At 66.3% G+C, this 19,015-nt stretch carries 17 protein-coding genes and 1 tRNA gene; 12 read left to right on the top strand and 6 right to left on the bottom strand.

Annotated features, from left to right (window positions below):
* From OCH239_RS05825 to OCH239_RS05835, 3 genes are all read left to right on the top strand, one after another.
* Positions 1–1,500, top strand: a complete 1,500-nt coding sequence (locus tag OCH239_RS05825; protein ID WP_037259834.1) for an NAD(P)(+) transhydrogenase (Re/Si-specific) subunit beta — start codon at positions 1–3, stop codon at positions 1,498–1,500.
* 268 nt (positions 1,501–1,768) lie between these two features.
* A complete protein-coding gene (locus OCH239_RS05830; protein ID WP_037259836.1) occupies positions 1,769–1,996 on the top strand; it encodes a hypothetical protein in 228 nt (75 codons plus the stop codon).
* 187 nt (positions 1,997–2,183) lie between these two features.
* Positions 2,184–3,479, top strand: a complete 1,296-nt coding sequence (locus tag OCH239_RS05835; protein WP_037259838.1) for a DUF3422 family protein — start codon at positions 2,184–2,186, stop codon at positions 3,477–3,479.
* Between the two features lie 4 nt (positions 3,480–3,483).
* On the opposite strand, the gene OCH239_RS05840 is transcribed toward OCH239_RS05835, so the two are convergent.
* The 4 genes from OCH239_RS05840 to OCH239_RS05855 all read right to left on the bottom strand — a co-directional run bounded on the left by OCH239_RS05840 (position 3,484) and on the right by OCH239_RS05855 (position 7,637).
* Complete coding sequence (locus tag OCH239_RS05840; RefSeq protein WP_037259840.1) at positions 3,484–4,464, bottom strand: ABC transporter permease; 981 nt, start codon at positions 4,462–4,464, stop codon at positions 3,484–3,486.
* Positions 4,457–5,494, bottom strand: a complete 1,038-nt coding sequence (locus OCH239_RS05845; RefSeq protein ID WP_037259842.1) for an ABC transporter permease — start codon at positions 5,492–5,494, stop codon at positions 4,457–4,459. The genes OCH239_RS05840 and OCH239_RS05845 overlap by 8 nt, the downstream gene beginning before the upstream one ends.
* 39 nt (positions 5,495–5,533) lie before the next feature.
* The gene (locus OCH239_RS05850; protein ID WP_037259844.1) at positions 5,534–5,869 is read right to left on the bottom strand and encodes a DUF4440 domain-containing protein; all 336 of its coding nucleotides are present in this window, start codon (positions 5,867–5,869) and stop codon (positions 5,534–5,536) included.
* A gap of 64 nt (positions 5,870–5,933) precedes the next feature.
* Positions 5,934–7,637: a peptide ABC transporter substrate-binding protein gene (locus OCH239_RS05855; protein ID WP_037259846.1), complete on the bottom strand. Its 1,704-nt coding sequence runs from the start codon at positions 7,635–7,637 to the stop codon at positions 5,934–5,936.
* A 318-nt stretch (positions 7,638–7,955) separates the two neighbouring features.
* Here OCH239_RS05855 and OCH239_RS05860 point away from each other — a divergent pair, with 318 nt between their 5' ends.
* From OCH239_RS05860 to OCH239_RS05870, 3 genes are all read left to right on the top strand, one after another.
* Complete coding sequence (locus OCH239_RS05860) at positions 7,956–9,788, top strand: ABC transporter ATP-binding protein (RefSeq protein ID WP_037259849.1); 1,833 nt, start codon at positions 7,956–7,958, stop codon at positions 9,786–9,788.
* Between the two features lie 19 nt (positions 9,789–9,807).
* The gene (gene argE / locus OCH239_RS05865; RefSeq protein ID WP_037259851.1) at positions 9,808–10,971 is read left to right on the top strand and encodes an acetylornithine deacetylase; all 1,164 of its coding nucleotides are present in this window, start codon (positions 9,808–9,810) and stop codon (positions 10,969–10,971) included.
* A gap of 141 nt (positions 10,972–11,112) precedes the next feature.
* Positions 11,113–12,276 (top strand): M20 aminoacylase family protein, encoded by a 1,164-nt coding sequence (locus OCH239_RS05870; RefSeq protein ID WP_037259853.1) that lies wholly within the window; start codon positions 11,113–11,115, stop codon positions 12,274–12,276.
* A 135-nt stretch (positions 12,277–12,411) separates the two neighbouring features.
* Here OCH239_RS05870 and OCH239_RS05875 read toward each other — a convergent pair whose 3' ends face one another.
* Together OCH239_RS05875 and OCH239_RS05880 are read right to left on the bottom strand one after the other, a co-directional pair.
* Positions 12,412–13,035: a YcbK family protein gene (locus OCH239_RS05875; RefSeq protein WP_037259855.1), complete on the bottom strand. Its 624-nt coding sequence runs from the start codon at positions 13,033–13,035 to the stop codon at positions 12,412–12,414.
* Between the two features lie 291 nt (positions 13,036–13,326).
* Positions 13,327–13,403: transfer RNA gene (locus OCH239_RS05880), tRNA-Arg, on the bottom strand.
* A 149-nt stretch (positions 13,404–13,552) separates the two neighbouring features.
* Between OCH239_RS05880 and OCH239_RS05885 the strand changes: the two genes are divergently transcribed.
* The 6 genes from OCH239_RS05885 (at position 13,553) to OCH239_RS22560 (ending at position 18,919) form a co-directional block, all read left to right on the top strand.
* On the top strand, positions 13,553–14,350 hold the full coding sequence (locus tag OCH239_RS05885; RefSeq protein ID WP_037259857.1) for a hypothetical protein: 798 nt from the start codon (positions 13,553–13,555) through the stop codon (positions 14,348–14,350).
* A 118-nt stretch (positions 14,351–14,468) separates the two neighbouring features.
* Complete coding sequence (gene fabF, locus OCH239_RS05890) at positions 14,469–15,728, top strand: beta-ketoacyl-ACP synthase II (RefSeq protein WP_037259859.1); 1,260 nt, start codon at positions 14,469–14,471, stop codon at positions 15,726–15,728.
* Between the two features lie 4 nt (positions 15,729–15,732).
* Positions 15,733–16,887: an endolytic transglycosylase MltG gene (mltG, locus tag OCH239_RS05895; RefSeq protein ID WP_037259861.1), complete on the top strand. Its 1,155-nt coding sequence runs from the start codon at positions 15,733–15,735 to the stop codon at positions 16,885–16,887.
* 159 nt (positions 16,888–17,046) lie between these two features.
* Positions 17,047–18,177 carry a PAS domain-containing protein gene (locus tag OCH239_RS05900; protein WP_037259863.1) on the top strand — a complete coding sequence of 377 codons (1,131 nt, stop codon included), beginning with the start codon at positions 17,047–17,049 and terminating at the stop codon, positions 18,175–18,177.
* 173 nt (positions 18,178–18,350) lie between these two features.
* Complete coding sequence (locus OCH239_RS05905) at positions 18,351–18,530, top strand: hypothetical protein (RefSeq protein WP_037259869.1); 180 nt, start codon at positions 18,351–18,353, stop codon at positions 18,528–18,530.
* Between the two features lie 125 nt (positions 18,531–18,655).
* A complete protein-coding gene (locus tag OCH239_RS22560; RefSeq protein ID WP_157577812.1) occupies positions 18,656–18,919 on the top strand; it encodes a hypothetical protein in 264 nt (87 codons plus the stop codon).
* Positions 18,920–19,015 lie beyond the last annotated feature (96 nt).

Consider the following 19,015-nt stretch of genomic DNA (forward strand, 5'->3'; position numbering starts at 1 on the left):
ATGGAATTCCCGTTCACTACCGCGGCCTACGTGGTCGCAGCCGTTCTGTTCATCCTCTCGCTCGGGGGCCTTTCGGGACAGGAAAGCGCAAAGCGCGCCATCTGGTACGGCGTCGTTGGCATGGCGCTGGCGGTGCTCGCCACCTTGGTGGGCCCCGGCGGCGGAGCCTGGTGGCTGTCGGTCATCCTGATCGCGGGCGGCGGCGCCATCGGCGTCTATGTCGCGAAACGCGTGCAGATGACCGAGATGCCGCAGCTCGTCGCGGCGATGCACTCCCTCGTCGGCCTCGCGGCCGTCTTCGTGGGTTACAACGCCCATATCGAGATCGGCCGGGTCGCAGGCATCTTCGCCGATGCGGGCGTGCCGTTCCCGATCCCGCACGAGGGCGTCGATACCGCCACCCTGGCGGCCATCGCCGCGGTGGAGGAGCAGTTCCGCGGCTTTGCAGCCATCGTCGCGCACAAGACGCAGGCCGAGATCAACGTTCTGCGCCTCGAGCTCTTCCTCGGGGTCTTCATCGGCGCGGTGACCTTTACCGGGTCGGTGATCGCCTACGGCAAGCTCGCCGGAAAGGTGTCGTCAGCGGCGACCAAGCTGCCGGGCGGCCACATGCTGAACGCCGGGGCCGCGGCGGTCTCGCTGATCTGCCTCTTTTGGTATTTCGGCACCGGCGGGTTCTTCCCGCTCTTCCTGATGACGCTGCTCGCGCTCTTCATCGGCTACCACCTCATCATGGGGATCGGCGGCGCGGACATGCCGGTGGTCGTCTCGATGCTGAACAGCTACTCGGGCTGGGCGGCGGCGGCGATCGGCTTCTCGCTGTCGAACGACCTCCTGATCGTGGTCGGCGCGCTGGTCGGCTCCTCGGGTGCGATCCTCTCCTACATCATGTGCAAGGCGATGAACCGGTCCTTCGTGTCGGTCATCCTGGGCGGCTTCGGCGGCAGCCAGGGCGAGCAGCAGGCGGTCGAGGGAGAGCAGGTTGCGATCGACGCCGACGGCGTGGCGCAGGCCCTCGAGGAGGCCGACAGCGTGATCATCGTGCCGGGTTACGGGATGGCGGTGGCGCAGGCGCAGAACAACGTCGCCGAGCTCACTCGCCGTCTGCGCGGTCAGGGCAAGGAGGTGCGTTTCGCCATCCACCCCGTCGCGGGGCGTCTGCCGGGGCACATGAACGTGCTTCTGGCCGAAGCGAAGGTGCCTTACGACATCGTGCTCGAGATGGAGGAGATCAACGACGACTTCCCCGATACCGACGTCGTGATCGTCATCGGCTCGAACGACATCGTGAACCCGGCAGCGCAGGACGATCCCAACTCGCCCATCGCCGGCATGCCGGTGCTCGAGGTCTGGAAGGCCAAGAACGTCTTCGTCTCCAAGCGCGGGCAGGGCACCGGTTACTCCGGGATCGAGAACCCGCTCTTCTTCAAGGACAACACTCGGATGTTCTACGGCGACGCCAAGAAGTCGCTCGACGATCTATTGCAGAAGCTCGGCTAAGTCCCGCTCGGCGGGGCCGTGCCGATGACCGCCGGGTGGGTGATCCACCCGGCGGTCTTTTTTTTGCCGCTCTGCCGGCGACAGACGTGCGCTTTCTGGCACAGTTCCCTCCGTGCCTCGAAGGTGACGCATGCTTTCAGCCGTTTGCCGCCACCCTCGCAGCCAACACTTGCCGAGCCGGTTTTCCGCCACTCGGTCCGGGACTAATTGGATGCTATGTCAACGGCGCGCCGGAAAGGCGCGGGGCAGGCAGGCAAGGAGTCGTGCTATGATCAGCCAGGAAACACGCTCCATGCGCATCTTCGGAATGCTGACGATGGGCTTCCTGCTTGTGGGGATTTCCATGCTTTCCGCCCCGGCGATCGGTCACTGGGCGCTTGTGCTCCTTGGTTTCGCGATCCTGCTGCTCCTGCGGGCAATTCTGCTGGCGATCACCCTGGACCGCCCTTCGAGGTCGCTGGAGGCGATGCCCGATAATCCGGCCCGATTGCGCTGATGCCGCAATGCGGCGTTGTGACACTTCAGATCGTCAAACGTGGCTAACCGCCTGAAAAGGCGAGCCCGCGCCGTGCAGGCGAGACGCGACATTCCGACAACCTGCTGACGAGACGTACAGCTTTTCCTTTACCCAGCGTGATGCGCCGGTATGTGGTGAAACCGAAGTTGACCAGACCGGGCCCCACATGCCGCCGATCCAGGACCATCCCCTGCGCTACCGCCTTGCCAACGAGCTGCATGCGCGCCCCTTTCCGTCCCTTCAGGCGCCGTGCCGCGCGGTCTATCTTGCGGTCAAGAAGCCCCATCAGGCCGCGTCGCGCGACAAGTCGCTCGACCTTGCGCACCTGACCGATTTGCTCGACCGTTACGGATCCCCGCACCCCCAGCCCGGGGCCACGCATTTCTTCGGCAGGATCGGCCAGCACGTCCTAAAATGGGAGCAGCATACCGAGTTCGTCACCTACACGGTCTTTCTGAGCGGCCTGACGGACCGGCCGTTCGATCCCGCCGATTTCGAAGTGTTCCCGACCGAATGGCTCGACGCCGCTCCGGGCACACGGATCACATCGGCCCTGATCCGCGTCGAGGAACGTCCCGATGACGAGGACCGGATCGCAGCGATGATCGACGATTGGCTGGTGGCCGAGTCGATTGCCGTCAGTGCCGTCATCGACGACGAGGCGGTGATTGCCGGCGATTTCCGGATCGACCCTGCCGGGCATATGCGGTTCGCGGTCTTCCCGCGCCCGAATGTGGGAGATCGGCGCGTCGGTCGGATCGTGCAGCGCCTGACCGAGATCGAGACCTACAAGACCATGTCGATGCTCGGCTTCACCCGGGTCAGGGAGGTGTCCCCCAAGCTCGGTCAGATCGACGAGGAGCTCTCGAAGCTGATGGAGGCGATGACCCACGGGGAAGGATCTCCGGAGCTTACGCTGAAGTCGCTGCTCGCGACCTCGGCGGAGCTCGAGTCGCTGTCGGCCCAGACATCGTTCCGGCTCGGCGCGACCGGCGCGTACGAGGCCATCGTGGGGCAGCGGATCTCGGTGCTGCGGGAGCAGCGCTGGCAGGGGCGCCAGACCTTCGCCGAGTTCATGATGCGCCGCTACGATCCCGCCATGCGAACCGTGAAGTCCACGGAGCGCCGCATCGGAACGATGAGCCAGCGCGCCATGCGCACCAGCGAGCTTCTACGTACCCGGGTCGAGGTCGAACGCTCCGCCCAGAACCAGGAGCTTCTCGAGAGCATGAACCGCCGGGCCGACATGCAATTGCGGCTGCAGAAGACGGTCGAGGGGCTCTCTACCGTGGCGATCAGCTATTACGCGGTCTCGCTCGCCGCCTACCTGCTTTATCCCGCCGCAGAGGCGCTCGGGGTCTCCAAGGGCCTTCTGACCGCGGCGGTGACGCTGCCGGTCATCACCGGCGTCTGGTACATGATCCGTCGTCTTCGGCAGGAGGTCGAGGGCAAGGAGGAGTGAGGTCTCACCGCCCCCGCAGCCGCGGATCGAGCGCGTCGCGCAGCCCGTCGCCGAGATAGTTCACGCTCAGGACGGTGAGCGAGATCGCGATGCCCGGCAGCATCACGCGCTCGGGGTAGTCGATCATGCGCGGCACCGCGTCCGCCAGCATCTTGCCCCATGTGGGATAGTCGGAGGGAAAGCCGACCCCCAGAAACGAGAGCGAGCTCTCGGTGATGATCGCAGTCGCGAGGCCGAGCGTCGCGGAGACCATGATCGGGGACAGGACGTTGGGCAGCAGGTGCCGCAGGATAATCTTCCACGGCGTTGTGCCGATGGACCGTGCGGCGAGCACGAACTCGCGTTCCTTGAGCGCGAGGATGTCGCCCCGCACGATCCGCGCCGTGGGCATCCACGAGGTGATGCCGATCACCGTGACGATGAGGATGAACATGCCGCCCTCGGGGCCGAAATTTGCCCTGAGCGGCTGACGGAAGAGCGTGACCGCGACCAAGAGGAGCGGCAGGATCGGCAGCGACAGGAAGAGGTCCGTCAGGCGCATCAGCACGCCGTCGAGCCGCCGGAAAAAGCCGGCCGCGACCCCGATGGCCGTGCCGATGATCAGCGACAGCAGCATCGCCGCCCAGCCGACCGCAAGCGAGGCGCGCCCGCCCGAGATCATCTGCGCCATCTGGTCCCGGCCGAGATTGTCGGTTCCGAAAGGGTGCGCCCAGGACACGTTCGCCGTGCCGTTCCAGAGAGCCGAATAGATCGGGCGCAGGTCCTTGTTGCGGATGTCGAGCTCCTGCGGATCGAGCGGCCAGATCCAGGGCCCGACGAGCACCGCCAGCGTGACGAAGATCAGGAACCCAGCCCCCATGACCGCGCCCTTGTGGCGGGTGAACTGCTCCCAGACGTCCTGCCATTGCGAGCGGGGAGGGCTCTCCGGGCCCTCGTCGGCGAGCGCCGCGATGGCGTTGGGGCTGGCGGGGACCGGTTCAGTCATAGCGGATCCTCGGGTCGAGCAGGCCGTAGAGCACGTCGGCGATCAGGTTGAAGAGCACGATCAGCGTCGCGAAGATGAAGGTCAGCGTCATCACCATCGGCAGGTCGTTGGCAAAGAGCGCGGTGATCAGGAGCTGGCCGATCCCGTTCACCTTGAAGACGTTCTCGGTGATGATCGCGCCGCCGAAGATGGCGGGCACCCCGAGCGCGATGACGGTGACCACCGGGATCATCGAGTTGCGCAGCACGTGGACGTTCACCACGACCGCTTCCTTCAGGCCCTTGGCGCGGGCTGTGCGTACGTAATCCTGCCCGAGATTGTCGAGCATGGAGGCGCGCATGTAGCGCGAGAACTGCGCGGTGATCTGCAGCGCCAGCACCATGACCGGCATGACCATCTGGCTCAGCTGCACCACGAAACTGTCCCAGTCGTTGACGACGTGGGTCGTGTCGTAGATCGAGGGCAGCCAACCGAGCTGCACCGAGAAGATGACGATGAGCAGCGGCCCGGTGAAGAAGGGCGGGATCGAGAAGCCGATCATGGTCACGAAGGTGCCCGCCTGGTCGAAGACCGAATATTGCCGGTACGCCGAGTAGATGCCGATCGGGATGGCGATCAGGATGCCGACGACGTAGGCGAGCCCGACGACCCAGAGCGTCTGCGGGATGCGCTGGAGCACGATCTCCATGACCGGAGAGCGGGTCTGCCACGAGATCACGCGGAGCTCGCCGTTGTAGAGGGAGGTGTCCGGCAGCCAGCCGAGAAGCAGGGAGTCGCGCGTCATCCAGTCGATGAAGACGGCCGGCTCCAGCAGGAAGACTTGGCGCAGCCACTTGCCGTATTGGACGAGCGGCGGCTCTCCGAGGCCGAGCGCCTGGCGCATCTGCTCCCTGACCTCGGGCGGGACAGTGAGGGGCACCTGCGCCATGGGATCGCCGGGGGCGAGCTGGAGCAGCATGAAGATGACGAAGCTGATGAGGATCAGCGTCGGGATCGCGAGGATCAGGCGTCGGATGGTGAAGGTCAGCACGGGGCGACGGATCTCCGGTCGGGCAGGCGCAAACGGGGCTCAGATCGGGGTCTGCTGGTGCAGGACGAGGCGCAGACCGTCGTCCCCCTCGGTCCAGAGCGAGGAGCAGGCGATGACTTGCGTCTCGCCGCCGCGGGACGCGTGCGCGGTGTAGGTCAGGATGACGGAATGGCCGATATCGGTTTCGGTCTGGTGCTCGAAGCTCACCTCGGACCAGCGGTCACTGGCGCGCACCGCCTCGAGGATGGCGTCGTGACCGAGCGCCTCGCCGGGCATCGGAAACACCATTCTGACCTCGGGGAGCATCAGCCGCTGGAACGTGTCCGCGCCCCCGAGCCACAGCGCGCGTTCCCATCGCCACAGGTCTTCTTCCATCGAGACGCTTCCTTCCGCGCGAGCCGGACAGGGGCGAGCGAGTTGGCCCGCCCCGAGGTGTGCATCACTCCTCGCGGTACCAGTCCGCGATGTTCCACAGCTCGCTGTCCCATGTGTTCAGGACCACGCCGCCGAGGGAGTTCGACTTTGCCGAGACCCGGCCGCGGTGCACGAGCGGCACGATCACCATCGAGTCCTTCGTGATGATGTCGTTCAGCTCCTTCGCGATCCGCGCGCGCTCTTCCAGCTCGCCGGTCTGCGCCAGCTCGTCGAGCAGCGCGTCGTATTCCTCCGAGCAGAAGCGGTTGATGTTCTCGCCCTGCCACTGCGTCTCGGGACGCGGATGATTGTTGCAGCGGTATTGCGCGAGGTACGACTGTGGATCGGTGCCGTCGAAGTTGTTGGCGTACATCTCCACGTCCGCGTAGAACCTCTGGAACGTGTCCGGACTGCCCGGATCGCCGCCAAAGAAGACCGACGAATCGACATTGCGCAGCTCGGTCTCGACCCCGATCTCGGACCACCACTGCTTGATCAGCGCCTGGAAGTCCTGCCGCACGGCGTTTGTGGAGGATTGGAAGAGCAGCGACAGGCGCTCGCCGTCCTTGTCGCGCACGCCGTCGCCGTCGCTGTCGGTCCAGCCGGCTTCTTCGAGAAGAGCCTTCGCCCCCTCGATGTCCTGCGTCAGGCACTCGGTATTGTCCGAGGCGAACATGTCGGGTGCGGGCACGAGGTTGCAGGTCGGACGGCCCGCCTGACCGTAGCCGATCTCGGTCAGAAGCTCGCGGTCGATCGCCATCGAGAGGGCCCGGCGCACGCGTTCGTCCGTCAGGAACGGGTGCGGATGTGCAAGCGTCGCCCGTTCGCCCTCGGGCAGGTCGGGAGAGGGATCGGTGAGGTTCATCTCGATCCGCTCGACGAGCGTGCCGAAGGCGGCGATGATCTCGCCTTGCCCCGCCTGCGCCATCTGCTCGAGCACGTCGGGTGCGAGCTGGGTGTTCCAGGCGTAATCAAATTCGCCGGTCTCGAGCACCGCGCGCGCCGCGGCGAGCTCGTCCCCGCCGCCCTTGAAGTTGATCGTCGCAAAGGCCGGCTTGTCTTCCTCGCGGTAGTTCTCGTTCGCGGAGAAGGTGATGACGTCGTTCGGGCGGAACTCGTCGACAACGAACGGTCCCGTGCCGATCGGGTTGAAGTTGGCCTCGGTGCAGGACGGCGCAGCGGCGCCGAGGCAATCCTGGAATTGGGCCTTCTGGAGGATCGGGCTCTCGTTGCCGACGAACATCGTGTAGGGGTTGGCGGTCGGCTTGTTGAAGGTGACTTTGACCGTCTGCTCGTCCACCGCCTCGACGGTCTCGATCCCGTCGAACTTGGCCCGCTGCGCGCAGCCGCCTTCCGGCGCCATGCAATACTCGGCGGTGAAGACCACGTCTTCGGCCGTCAGGGGCGAGCCGTCCGACCAGGTGATGTCGTCGCGCAGCGAGTAGGTGATCGTTGTCAGATCCTCGGAGACCCCGCCGTTCTCGACCGTCGGAACCTCGGTCACGAGCCACGGCAGACGCTCGGCATTCTCGTTGTAGCGCACCAGCGGCTCGAGCACGATCGAGGAAGCCTGGATGTCCTTGGTGCCGCCCGAGAGATACGGATTCAGGATCGACGGCGCCTGATGGTAGAGGATGTTGACCTGACCATCCTCGCCACGCTCCGCGAAGGCCGCGGGAGCAATCGCACCGATCGCGGCCGCCCCCATGAGAAGCGATTTCAACTTCATGTCTTACTCCCTGTCGGGCGCACGTGATGCAGTGCGCTCATTCGTTTTTTCGCCGGCACGGCGCTGGAAAGGCTGGTGATGCCGGTCCGCGCTTCGTCCGGATCGTGGTCCGATCGAAAACCGGGTGTTCCGAAAAAGCAAGTCTGGGGCGACATGGAGATACCGGGTTCGCCTGCAATGCGCACAACAGATGGGCGCGGCCCCTGATGTGAAGGCTCGCTCATGGACTTGCCGGACCCGCAAGGGACACAGCCATTTGACATTCGGCGCGCGCGCTCCCTAGCGTCGTGAAACCCGTTGCCCCCGAGGACGCTTGCCATGCTCGACGCTCCCGCTGCCCGGCCCGTGGCCGTCATCGACCGCCTGCGGGTGGAGTTCCGCACCCGCCGCGGCACCATCGTGGGTGTGAAGGACGTCTCCTTCGAGATCGGCCCGGGCGAGACGGTCTGTGTGGTGGGCGAAAGCGGGTCGGGCAAGTCTGTCTCCTCGCTGTCGCTGATGCGGCTCGTGGAGTTCGGTGGCGGGGAGATCGCGGGTGGCCGTCTGATCTTCGACCGGGGGGAGGGGGATGCGCCGCTCGACCTCGCCACGCTCGATCAGGACGCGATGCGGGACATCCGCGGCGACGCGATCGGCATGATCTTTCAGGAGCCGATGACCGCGCTGAACCCGGTCTTCACCGTCGGGCGGCAGCTCACCGAGGGGCTGCGCGTCCATCGCGGCATGAGCCGCAAGGAGGCCGAGGCGCGGGCGCTGGAGCTCCTGCGCGAAGTGCGCATCCCCGAGCCCGAGCGGCGGCTGAAACAATATCCCCACGAGCTTTCGGGCGGGATGCGCCAGCGCGTTGTCATCGCCATGGCGCTGGCCTGCAAGCCGAAGCTCCTGATTGCGGACGAGCCGACCACCGCACTCGACGTCACGATCCAGGCCGAGATCCTCGCCCTGATCGACCGGCTCAAGCGCGAGACCGGCACCGCGGTGCTCTTCATCACCCACGACATGGCGGTGGTGGCCCAGATGGCCGACCGCGTCGTGGTGATGTTCCGCGGCGAGAAGGTCGAGGAGGGACCCGTCGGGCAGATCTTCGCGGAGCCGAAACACGACTATACCCGGGCGCTCCTCGCTGCAGTGCCGAAGCTCGGAGAGATGCGTGGCACCGACGCGCCCGCGCCGATGAAGCTCGTGGGGCAGGGCAACGGGGCGGGGGCCCCGGTGCGCGGCTCGGACGAGACGCTGCTGCGTGTCGAGAACCTGACCACGCGCTTTGCGGTGAAGGGCGGCCTTCTGCGCCGCACAGTCGCTCTGGTCCACGCGGTGGAGGACGTGTCCTTCACCACCAACCGCGGCCAGACGCTCAGCCTCGTCGGCGAATCGGGCTGCGGGAAGTCGAGCGCGGGGCGGTCCGTGCTGCGCCTGATCGAGCCGCATTCGGGACGGATCGATCTCGACGGCACCGATGTCATGGCCCTGAACGACCGCGATCTGCGCCGCGCCCGGGCCGACATGCAGATGATCTTCCAGGATCCTTTCGCCTCGCTCAATCCGCAGATGCAGCTCGCCGCTCAAGTCGCAGAACCCATGCGCAATTTCGGGATCGGCGGGAGCGAGGCCATGGATAAGGTCGCGCGCCTCTTCGACCGGGTCGAGCTGCCCCGCTCCTACATGCGCCGCTACCCCCACGAGCTGTCGGGCGGACAGCGCCAGCGCATCGCCATCGCCCGCGCGCTCGCCCTCAATCCCAAGCTCATCGTGGCCGACGAGGCTGTCTCCGCGCTCGACGTCAGCGTTCAGGCGCAGGTCTTGAACCTGATGCTGGAACTGCAGGCCGAGCTGGGCCTCTCCTACCTCTTCATCAGCCACGACATGGCGGTGGTGGAGCGGGTAAGTCACAAGGTCGGGGTCATGTATCTCGGCCGGATCGTCGAGATCGGACCGCGCCGCGCGGTCTTCGAGGATCCCCGCCACGCCTATACGCGCGCGCTGATGAAAGCCGTGCCGATCGCCGATCCGAACCGCCGGACATCCGAGAAGGACCTCAACTTCAAGCCGATCCCGTCGCCGATCCGCCCTGTCGGCCACGAGCCGGAGCCCTCTTCCTACGAGGAGGTCGCGCCGGGCCACTTCGTGCTCACGACCGACAGCGGCTACTGACGTCATCGAAAGACCCCGAATGCCCGAACGTCTCTCACCCCGCGCCATACTCGAGCGGCTCGTCGCCTTTCCGACCGTCAGCCATGCCAGCAATCTCGACCTGATCGACTGGGTGGAGAGCTACCTCGCGGGCCACGGCATCACCGCGCACCGGCACTGGAACGAGGTCGGCGACAAGGCCGCCCTCTATGCCCATGTCGGGCCGGAGGTCGAGGGCGGCGTGATCCTTTCGGGCCACAGCGACGTCGTGCCGGTTGAGGGGCAGGACTGGAGCTCCGACCCCTGGCAGGTGACCGAGCGCGACGGCAAGCTCTACGGCCGGGGCACGACCGACATGAAGGGGTTCGACGCCCTCGCGATCTGGGCCCTGGTCGAGGCCCGTCACGCCGGGATCGAACGGCCGCTGCAACTCGCACTTTCCTACGACGAGGAGGTCGGATGCACCGGTGCGCCGCCTCTCATCGCCGCGATGTCCGGCCTGCCGCGCGCCTCGGCGGTCATCGTGGGCGAGCCGACGGGGCTCTCGCCGGTGACAGGTCACAAGGGCGGGGTGACCTACAAGGTGCATGTGCAGGGCTTCGAGGTGCATTCCTCGATCCTGCACCGGGGCGTGTCGGCGATCATGTGGGGCACGAAGCTGATCGAGTGGGCGAACGGGGTGAACGATGCGAACCTCGCCGCCACGCCGGGCCCGCTTGCCGCCGCATTCGATCCCCCCTGTACGAACCTGCATGTGGGGCAGATCCGCGGCGGCACCGCGCACAACATCACCGCGAAGTACTGCACCTTCGGGCTCGGCGCCCGCGTCGTTCCCGGCGAGACGCTGGACCAGTGGCGCGGCAAGATCGAGGCTGCGGCGCGCGAGATCGAGGGACGGATGCAGGCGGTGCGTCCCGAGGCACGCATCGCGATGGCCGAGACCTTCTCGCTGCCGGTCTTCGTCCCCGAGGAGAACGGCGAGGCAGAACGCCTCGTCCGCAGGATCACCGGAGAGAACGGCCCCGCGGGCGCCGTCAGCTTCGGCACCGAGGCGAGCCACTTCCAGGCCGCGGGCTATTCCGCGGTGGTCTGCGGCCCGGGCGACATCGCGGTCGCGCACCAGCCTGACGAGTACATCACGCAGGCGCAGTTCCAGGCGGGCGAGGCATTCATGACCCGGCTGGTCGAGACGCTCAGCGGATAGTCTTCCCGTCCTCCCTTCTTCTTGATTGAAATATCCCGGGAGCGCGGGGGCAGAGCCCTCGCCTATAACGCGACCTTGCAGCCGGTCCGGGGCTCGGGCAGTCTCCGGCAATCCGATCACATCTCCCGGGGAGAGCCTTCCATGCCGGTCAAGAACCGCTTCGCCGAACTGCACGACGACATCACCGCGTGGCGGCGCGATCTGCACCGGCATCCCGAGATCCTGTTCGAGACGCACCGCACCGCGTCGCTGGTGGCGGAGAAGCTGCGCGAGTTCGGCTGCGACGAGGTCACGACAGGCATCGGGCGGACCGGGGTCGTCGGCGTCATTCACGGCAGGAGCACCGGATCGGGCCGCACGATCGGCCTGCGCGCCGACATGGACGCGCTGCCGATCCATGAGACGACCGGCGCCGAATGGGCCTCGACGACCGAGGGCGCGATGCATGCCTGCGGCCATGACGGCCACACCGCGATGCTGCTCGGCGCTGCACGCTATCTCGCCGAGACCCGTAATTTCGACGGAACCGCCGTGGTGATCTTCCAGCCCGCGGAGGAGGGCGGCGGCGGCGGACGCGAGATGTGCCGCGACGGCCTCATGGAGCGATGGGGGATCGAGGAGGTCTACGGCATGCACAACTGGCCCGGCGTGCCGGTGGGCGAGTTCCAGATCCGCCCGGGGGCGTTCTTTGCCGCGACGGATCTCTTCGAGATCGAGGTCGAGGGCCGGGGCGGGCACGCCGCAAAGCCGCACGAGACCATCGACACGACGGTCGTCGCGGCGCAGATGGTCACCGCGCTGCAGAGCATCGCGAGCCGCAACGCCGATCCAGTCGCGCAGGTGGTGGTGTCGGTCACCTCGTTCCAGACCTCCTCGACGGCCTTCAACGTCATCCCGCAGAAGGTGCACCTGAAGGGCACGGTGCGCACGCTCTCGCCCGAGATGCGCGATCTCGCCGAGACGCGGATGCAGGGCATCTGCAAGGGGATCGCCGAGGCTTTCGGCGCGACGGCGCGGCTCGACTACGTGCGGAATTACCCGGTCATGGTGAATTCCGAGGAGCAGACCGCGTTCGCGGCCGATGTCGCCCGGTCGGTGTCGGGGGAATGCGCGACCGCCGATCTCGTCATGGGCGGCGAGGATTTCGCCTTCATGCTCGAGGAGCGTCCGGGCGCCTACATCCTCGTCGGCAACGGCGACACTGCATCGGTCCACTCGCCGGATTACGATTTCAACGACGCCGCAATCCCGGCCGGCTGCTCCTGGTGGGCCGAGATCGTTGAACGTCGCCTGCCGGCGGCCTGACAGCAAGAGCCTGGGGCGGGAGCCGCGGCGCGTCCCGGGCGAAGATCGTGCATACGGACCCTACGGAAGCGGCGACCGGTATTCCCGGAATGCGATGGGTGGCGGCAGTGCCGCCATGCCAGGCAGCGGGTTCCGTCAGCTCCCCCAGGTGCGGACCGGCCCGGAATCGATATGTGTGAAGCGCGAGCCGTAGCGTCCGACACCGCCGACTTCGAACCATTCTGCCAGCCGGGCGACCTCTTGCGGGGGGATGCCCTCGAACCGGATATCCGCCGCGCGGCGCCGCATGTGGTAGCTCGTCGAGGATGCGCCCGCGCTTTGGCTCTGCAGCAACTGCGTCGTGTGAGCCGTCCGGTAGCCCGACAGCAGCGTGATCTCGCCGGAATGGCCGTTGCGCTTCGCGGAATTCGAGAGCGCTGCGAGGGCCCAGTAGACGCGGCGGTCGATATCCGGGGCCTCCTCGTCGCGCCAGTCCCGGAAGATCCAGTCGAGCTTGCGCAGGGCCCCGCGTCTTTCGCGGCCTCCGGACATGAAGCGCACCGCGACGCGCTCGCCGGTATGGGCGTTCACGACGTTGAGATGGCTGTCGACGTCCCGGACCATCGCGTCGAGCCGGGTTCCGGGCCTCGAGGGATCGGGCAGCGGCTCGTGGCTGCGAATGCCGCAACCGGCCACCAGGGGAACACTCAGGCCTGCGCCGAGAGTGGCAAGAAGACGGCGCCGATCGATGCGGCCCGCGGAAACGGGGTGTGTGCTCATACTCTGCCTCATATCTGCTCGGCCCCGTTGACCGGGGTCTCAAGACGGCGCGCATGTCAGTACGCTCCGCGGTCCAGCATGAGGACGGAAAGCCTCTGGAGCAAGAAAATTGAGGTCCGACGGCACATGTTTCGCTGGGCCGGTGTCGTATCGAGCACGCGACCTCCGGTCCGAAGCGGAAGCACCGGCGCCATGCACGGCGGGGCCACACTCAAACGGTGAGTGACCCGTTCCCCGGACCCGCCAGGTTTCGCAAGCCTTCAGCAAAAATGCAGAAATTGCATGACATGCTGGCGACCCGGGGAGGACTCGAACCCCCGACCAAAAGCTTAGAAGGCTTCTGCTCTATCCAGCTGAGCTACCGGGCCACGCTTTTCCCCTACTACCATGAATCGGGTGTTGAAAGCCGAAATCGGCCCGGAACCTCGAGGCTCCGGTTGCAGATCATCCGGGGGCGTTCGCCCCCGACTTCCGGTGGAACTTGCGGGGCAGGCCCGGCGCGGGTAAGCGGCCCTTCATGGATCACGCGACCATCGCCTGCATCAAATGGGGCACCGCCTTCGGCCCCGAATATGTCAACCGGCTCTATTCGGGGGTGCGGCGGCACCTCTCCTTGCCCGTGCGCTTTTGCTGCATGACCGAGCATGCCGACGGTCTGCATCCGGATGTCGAGGTCATCGACCTGCCGGTCGAGCCGTTTCGGGACGAGATGGACAGGGCGCTTGCGGTGGCGAACCGGCAGGGGGCGATGCGGAAGGTATCGCTCTTCCGCCAGGGCGTGATCCCCGACCTGAAAGGGCCGGTGCTCGGCTTCGACCTCGACGTCGTGATCACCGGAGCGCTGGACGGGATGCTGGAACTCGCGCCGGGCAAGGTCGCGATGCGGCACGACTGGACCGAGAAGCGCAAGGGCCGGCCGACAGGGCACGGCTCCGTCTTCCGCTACGATCCCGCCGAACATGGGTTCCTCTACGAGGACCTCGCCGCGAACCCCTATGCCGAGGTCGAGGCGGCGCGCGGATCCGAGCAGCGTTATACCAGTCACAAGGCGATGGACCGGGGCGCGTTTGACTACATTCCCGAGAACTGGGTCGTGTCGTTCAAGTACGATTGCAACCCGTTCCCGCGCAACTGGGTGCGTCCGCCGCAATTGCCGGGCGATGCGCGCGTCGTCTGCTTTCACGGCCGGCCGAAGATGCACGAGGCGATCGAGGGATATTCCGGCTCGCTGATCCGGCGCTCGGCGCCCTGCGACTGGCTGCGCGAGCACTGGATCGACCGCTCGCGCGCGGATCTCGGGCACGACTGGGCCTGAGGGCTCGGCGAACTTCCCCGCACGGGAGGGGGCGGGCGCTCTTGCTCAGGCCCCCCGCAGCGCGCTAAGAGCGTTGCCAAATTGGCCGAAGGCCGAAGATATCGAGGAAGGGCAGCAGATGCGTCGCGTCGTGGTTACCGGAATGGGCCTGGTCACTCCGCTTGCGAGCGGGGTCGAGGAAAGCTGGAGCCGGATCCTCGCCGGCAAGTCGGGCGCGGGCCCGATCACGAAGTTCGACGCCTCGAACCTTGCCACCACCTATGCCTGCGAAGTGCCTTACGGCGACGGCTCCGACGGCACGTTCGATCCGGACACCTACCTCTCGCCCAAGGAGCGGCGGAAGGTGGACGACTTCATCCTCTACGGCATCGCCGCGGCGGAGCAGGCGGTCGCCCAGGCGGGTTGGGCCGAGGCCTCCGAGGACGAGAAGCTGCGCACCGGCGTGATGATCGGCTCGGGCATCGGCGGGCTCAATTCGATCGCCGACACTGCGCTTCTGATCCGGGACAAGGGGCCGCGGCGGGTATCGCCGTTTTTCATCCCGGGCGCGCTCATCAACCTCATCTCGGGGCAGGTGTCGATCCGCTACGGTTACAAGGGCCCGAACCATTCGGTCGTGACCGCCTGTTCGACCGGCGCGCATGCGATCGGCGACGCCGCCCGGATGATCCGCGACGACGACGCCGACGTGATGATCGCGGGCGGCGCCGAGGGTGCGATCTCCGAGATCGGGATCGCCGGCTTCAACGCGTGCAAGGCGCTCTCGACGAAACGCGGCAACGATCCCGAGAAGGCGAGCCGGCCCTACGACAAGGACCGCGACGGCTTTGTCATGGGCGAGGGCGCGGGCATCGTCGTTCTCGAGGAATACGAGCACGCCAAGGCCCGCGGCGCAACGATCCTCGCCGAAGTCTGCGGCTACGGCATGTCGGGCGACGCCTACCACATCACCGCGCCCTCCGAGGACGGCGACGGGGCGGAGCGGTCCATGCGCGCGGCGCTGAAGCGAGCAGGGCTCGAGCCGGGCGATCTCGACTACATCAACGCCCACGGCACCTCGACCATGGCGGACGTGATCGAGCTCGCCGCGGTCGAGCGGATGCTCGGCGACGCGGCCTCGAAGGTCACCATGTCGTCCACGAAATCGGCGACCGGGCACCTTCTCGGGGCAGCGGGCGCGATCGAGGCGATCTTCTCGATCCTCGCGATCCGCGACCAGGTGGCGCCGCCGACCATCAATCTCGACGATCCGGCGGTGGAAACCTCGATCGACCTCGCGCCGAACGCCAAGCGCGAGCGCGAGGTGCGCTACGCGCTCTCCAACTCCTTCGGCTTCGGCGGCACCAATGCGAGCGTGATCTTCGGAAAGGTGGCCTGACCCCATGTGGCGGCACATTGCGTCCAACGCGCTGACCTTCCTCGTCGTCCTCGTGTTCCTCGCGGGCGGGGTGCTGATCTGGGCACAGCAGGAATACGACGGCGCCGGACCGCTCAGCGAGGCGATCTGCGTGGACGTCCCGCGCGGGTCGAATTTCACCACCGTCTCCGAGGATCTTGCGGAGCAGGGCGCCGTCTCCTCGCCGATGCTGATGAGGCTCGGCGCGGATTATTCCGACAAGTCCGACCAGCTCAAGGCGGGGTCCTTCCTCGTGCCCGAACGTTCCTCGATGGCCGAGATCGTCGACATCGTGACCCGGGGCGGCGCGTCGACCTGCGGAACCGAGGTGATCTATCGCATCGGCGTGAATTCCGCGCAGGTCGAGGTGCGGGAACTCGACCCCGCGACGGGCCGGTTCGCCGAGGTGGTGAAGTTCGATCCTGCCGCAGAGGAGGACCCCGAGGAATATACCGCGGTCCGTCAGGCGCAGGACACCCGCTACCGTATCGCGCTTGCCGAAGGCGTGACCTCCTGGCAGGTGGTCGAGGAGCTGAAGTCGGTTGATCTGCTCGAAGGCGAGGTCGAGGTCCCGGCGGAAGGATCTCTCGCGCCGAACAGCTACGAGGTCGCGCCCGGCGACACCCGTGCCGACCTGATAGACCGGATGCAGGAGGCGCAGGAGGTGATCCTCGCCGAGGCGTGGGCCAACCGCGCCGACGAATTGCCGCTCGAGAGCCCCGAGGAAGCGCTGACGCTGGCCTCGATCGTCGAGAAGGAAACCGCGCTCGCGTCGGAACGTCCGCAGGTGGCCAGCGTCTTCGTCAACCGTCTGCGCCGCGGAATGCGGCTTCAGACGGATCCGACCGTTATCTACGGCATCACCGACGGGCAAGGCGTACTTGGCCGGGGCATCCGCCAGTCCGAATTGCGCCAAGCGACACCCTACAACACCTATGTTATCGAGGGGCTGCCTCCGACGCCGATCGCCAATCCGGGGCGCGCATCGATCGAGGCGACGCTGAACCCGGCCGAGACGCAATACGTGTTCTTCGTGGCGGATGGCACCGGCGGTCACGCCTTCGCGGAGACGCTCGACGAACACAACTCCAACGTGGCCCGGTGGCGCCAGATCGAGTCCGAGCGCGGAACGGGGAACTGACGCAGCCGCTGCGTGTTCCCGCAACGTTCGTGACGGTTGTCCCCCGAGACGCATCACCTATATCTGACCGAGATCAATGGCATCCCGCGCATCTTTCGTGCGGGATGCCCTTTCACGGCGTGATGCGAGATCGCGCAAAGGGACCGAGGGACGGCGTCTATGACGGGAATGTCTGAACAGGGTGCAGAGGCGCTGCTCGGATCTGCCGTGCGACATTCCCCCTTGTCCATCGTGCTGACGGATCCGCGGCTCGACGACAACCCGATCACCTATGTCAACGACAGCTTCCAGCGGACGACGCTCTACAGCCGCGAATTCGCCCTCGGTAGGAACTGCCGTTTTCTTCAGGGCGAGGAGACGGATCCCCGCGATGTTCAGCGTATGCGCGACGGCCTGACGGCGCGCGAGCAGTTCGAGCTGACGATCGTGAACCACAAGGCCGACGGGACCCCGTTCACCAACCAGCTGCTGATCTCGCCCGTGCACGACGACGACGGCGAGGTGGTGGCGTTCTTCGGACTGCAGCGCGAGGTCACGGACAGGCAGGCCTCGAGCGCCCGGGAAGACACCGAACGCGCGCGGGACGGCGCCAGCCAGATGCTGCGCGAGTTGCAGCACCGGGTGAAGAACCATCTCTCGATGGTGGTCTCGATGATCCGGATGCAGGCCCGCCGGGACGTGACACGCGACAGCTTCAAAGCGCTCTCTCGGCGGATCGAGGCCCTGGCGCTGCTCTACGAGGAGCTCTTCAAGCTCAATATCGATGGCGGTGAGGACCGCTCGATCGCCGCCGGCGCGTATCTTTCTCGGATCGCGTCCGTTCTCTCCGGCATCGAGGGACGGGACGCGGTGCGCATCACGATCAACTGCGATGCGGTCGACCTCTCGGTCGATCAGGCCGCGCGCTGCGGGCTGCTTCTCTCCGAGCTCGTGACGAACGCGCTCGAACACGCTTTCGAGGAACGCGACCACGGCGAGATATCGGTCGGCTTCGGGCTGACCGAAGCGGGCCGGGTGCAGCTTAGGGTCAAGGACGACGGGATCGGACTGCCCGAGGGAAGCAACTGGCCATACGGGGCAGACAGCCTTCGGCAGCAGCGTGATCGGGCGGAGGATGCCGCCGGGGGCGCGGACGGCAGGCTCGACACGACCGGTTCCAATGCGGACCCGGGCGTCGGCGGAAGTATCGTCGTGGCTCTGGCAAGCTCGCTCGACGCCGACATCGACGTCGCCCCCGTGGGGGACGGCAAAGGCACCTGCGTGACCATCGAGTTCGACCAGGAGATCTGAACCGGCTGTCAGTCAAAGGCTTTCGGATATGTTTGCCTGGGCTCCTGTTTCGAATTCATGCCGGCAGAGGCTGACGGGCAGCGGGTGGACCGGCAAAGGCTGAGAGCGACGGGGCTGCGGATGCGTCAGGTTTCGCAGCCCGCCAAGAAAGCAAGACTCACAAGGAGGCTTTGATGAGCGAGAGCGACGAGGATTTGCAGTACTTCCGGGAGCAGCTCTACGAGGTCGAGGCCGAGAACCAAAGGTTGGCTGCCATCCTGCAGAGTGCCCGGGACTTCGTCGACGGCAAGTCGGGCACTGCGATGTCGGCCGAACATGTCGAGCAACTGAGCCGGCTTCTGAACTCTGCCTGACAGAACGGCGTCCCTTCGGGGGGCGATATTTTCGGACCTCCATTGAAGGCGAGGCGGGCCTCCCCCACTTCTTTCGAGTTGGGCCGGAGATTCCGATCAAGATGGACCACCGACAGGCCGGGCACGTGACCGAGGTCGATGAGGCTCTGAGCGTTCGCGCAGCCTCATCGCTGCATCGCGCCTCGTGTAGGTCGGTCCGTGACGATCTCCGCTCCACCATCTGCAACGCAGCGTCATCATGGGAGGTCGAGATGGCGAAGGGAAAGTCGAAGCGAGGCCGTGAAGAAAAGAAACCCAAGAAGATCAAGGAGAAGGTGCTCGCTACCGCCGACTCCCTGAAGGGCAAGACCGTCACGGCGATGACCGGCAAGAACACGAAGCCGGCATAACCCGCGAACCGGCCGGGTGCGGCCCGCCGCCCCGGCCGAGAAGATGTCCGATGCGCAGATCGCACGACGGCGCGAGATGCGGAATGTGAGATGTCT

It is taken from the genome of Roseivivax halodurans JCM 10272 (assembly GCF_000521785.1).
Taxonomy (GTDB): domain Bacteria; phylum Pseudomonadota; class Alphaproteobacteria; order Rhodobacterales; family Rhodobacteraceae; genus Roseivivax; species Roseivivax halodurans.

Coding starts and splice junctions, on each gene's coding strand:
- OCH239_RS05825 (WP_037259834.1), top strand. CDS start 1: ATGGAATTCCCGTTCACTACCGCGGCCTACGTGGTCGCAGCCGTTCTG.
- OCH239_RS05830 (WP_037259836.1), top strand. CDS start 1,769: ATGATCAGCCAGGAAACACGCTCCATGCGCATCTTCGGAATGCTGACG.
- OCH239_RS05835 (WP_037259838.1), top strand. CDS start 2,184: ATGCCGCCGATCCAGGACCATCCCCTGCGCTACCGCCTTGCCAACGAG.
- OCH239_RS05840 (WP_037259840.1), bottom strand. CDS start 4,464: ATGACTGAACCGGTCCCCGCCAGCCCCAACGCCATCGCGGCGCTCGCC.
- OCH239_RS05850 (WP_037259844.1), bottom strand. CDS start 5,869: ATGGAAGAAGACCTGTGGCGATGGGAACGCGCGCTGTGGCTCGGGGGC.
- OCH239_RS05855 (WP_037259846.1), bottom strand. CDS start 7,637: ATGAAGTTGAAATCGCTTCTCATGGGGGCGGCCGCGATCGGTGCGATT.
- OCH239_RS05860 (WP_037259849.1), top strand. CDS start 7,956: ATGCTCGACGCTCCCGCTGCCCGGCCCGTGGCCGTCATCGACCGCCTG.
- argE (WP_037259851.1), top strand. CDS start 9,808: ATGCCCGAACGTCTCTCACCCCGCGCCATACTCGAGCGGCTCGTCGCC.
- OCH239_RS05870 (WP_037259853.1), top strand. CDS start 11,113: ATGCCGGTCAAGAACCGCTTCGCCGAACTGCACGACGACATCACCGCG.
- OCH239_RS05875 (WP_037259855.1), bottom strand. CDS start 13,035: ATGAGCACACACCCCGTTTCCGCGGGCCGCATCGATCGGCGCCGTCTT.
- OCH239_RS05885 (WP_037259857.1), top strand. CDS start 13,553: ATGGATCACGCGACCATCGCCTGCATCAAATGGGGCACCGCCTTCGGC.
- fabF (WP_037259859.1), top strand. CDS start 14,469: ATGCGTCGCGTCGTGGTTACCGGAATGGGCCTGGTCACTCCGCTTGCG.
- mltG (WP_037259861.1), top strand. CDS start 15,733: ATGTGGCGGCACATTGCGTCCAACGCGCTGACCTTCCTCGTCGTCCTC.
- OCH239_RS05900 (WP_037259863.1), top strand. CDS start 17,047: ATGACGGGAATGTCTGAACAGGGTGCAGAGGCGCTGCTCGGATCTGCC.
- OCH239_RS05905 (WP_037259869.1), top strand. CDS start 18,351: ATGAGCGAGAGCGACGAGGATTTGCAGTACTTCCGGGAGCAGCTCTAC.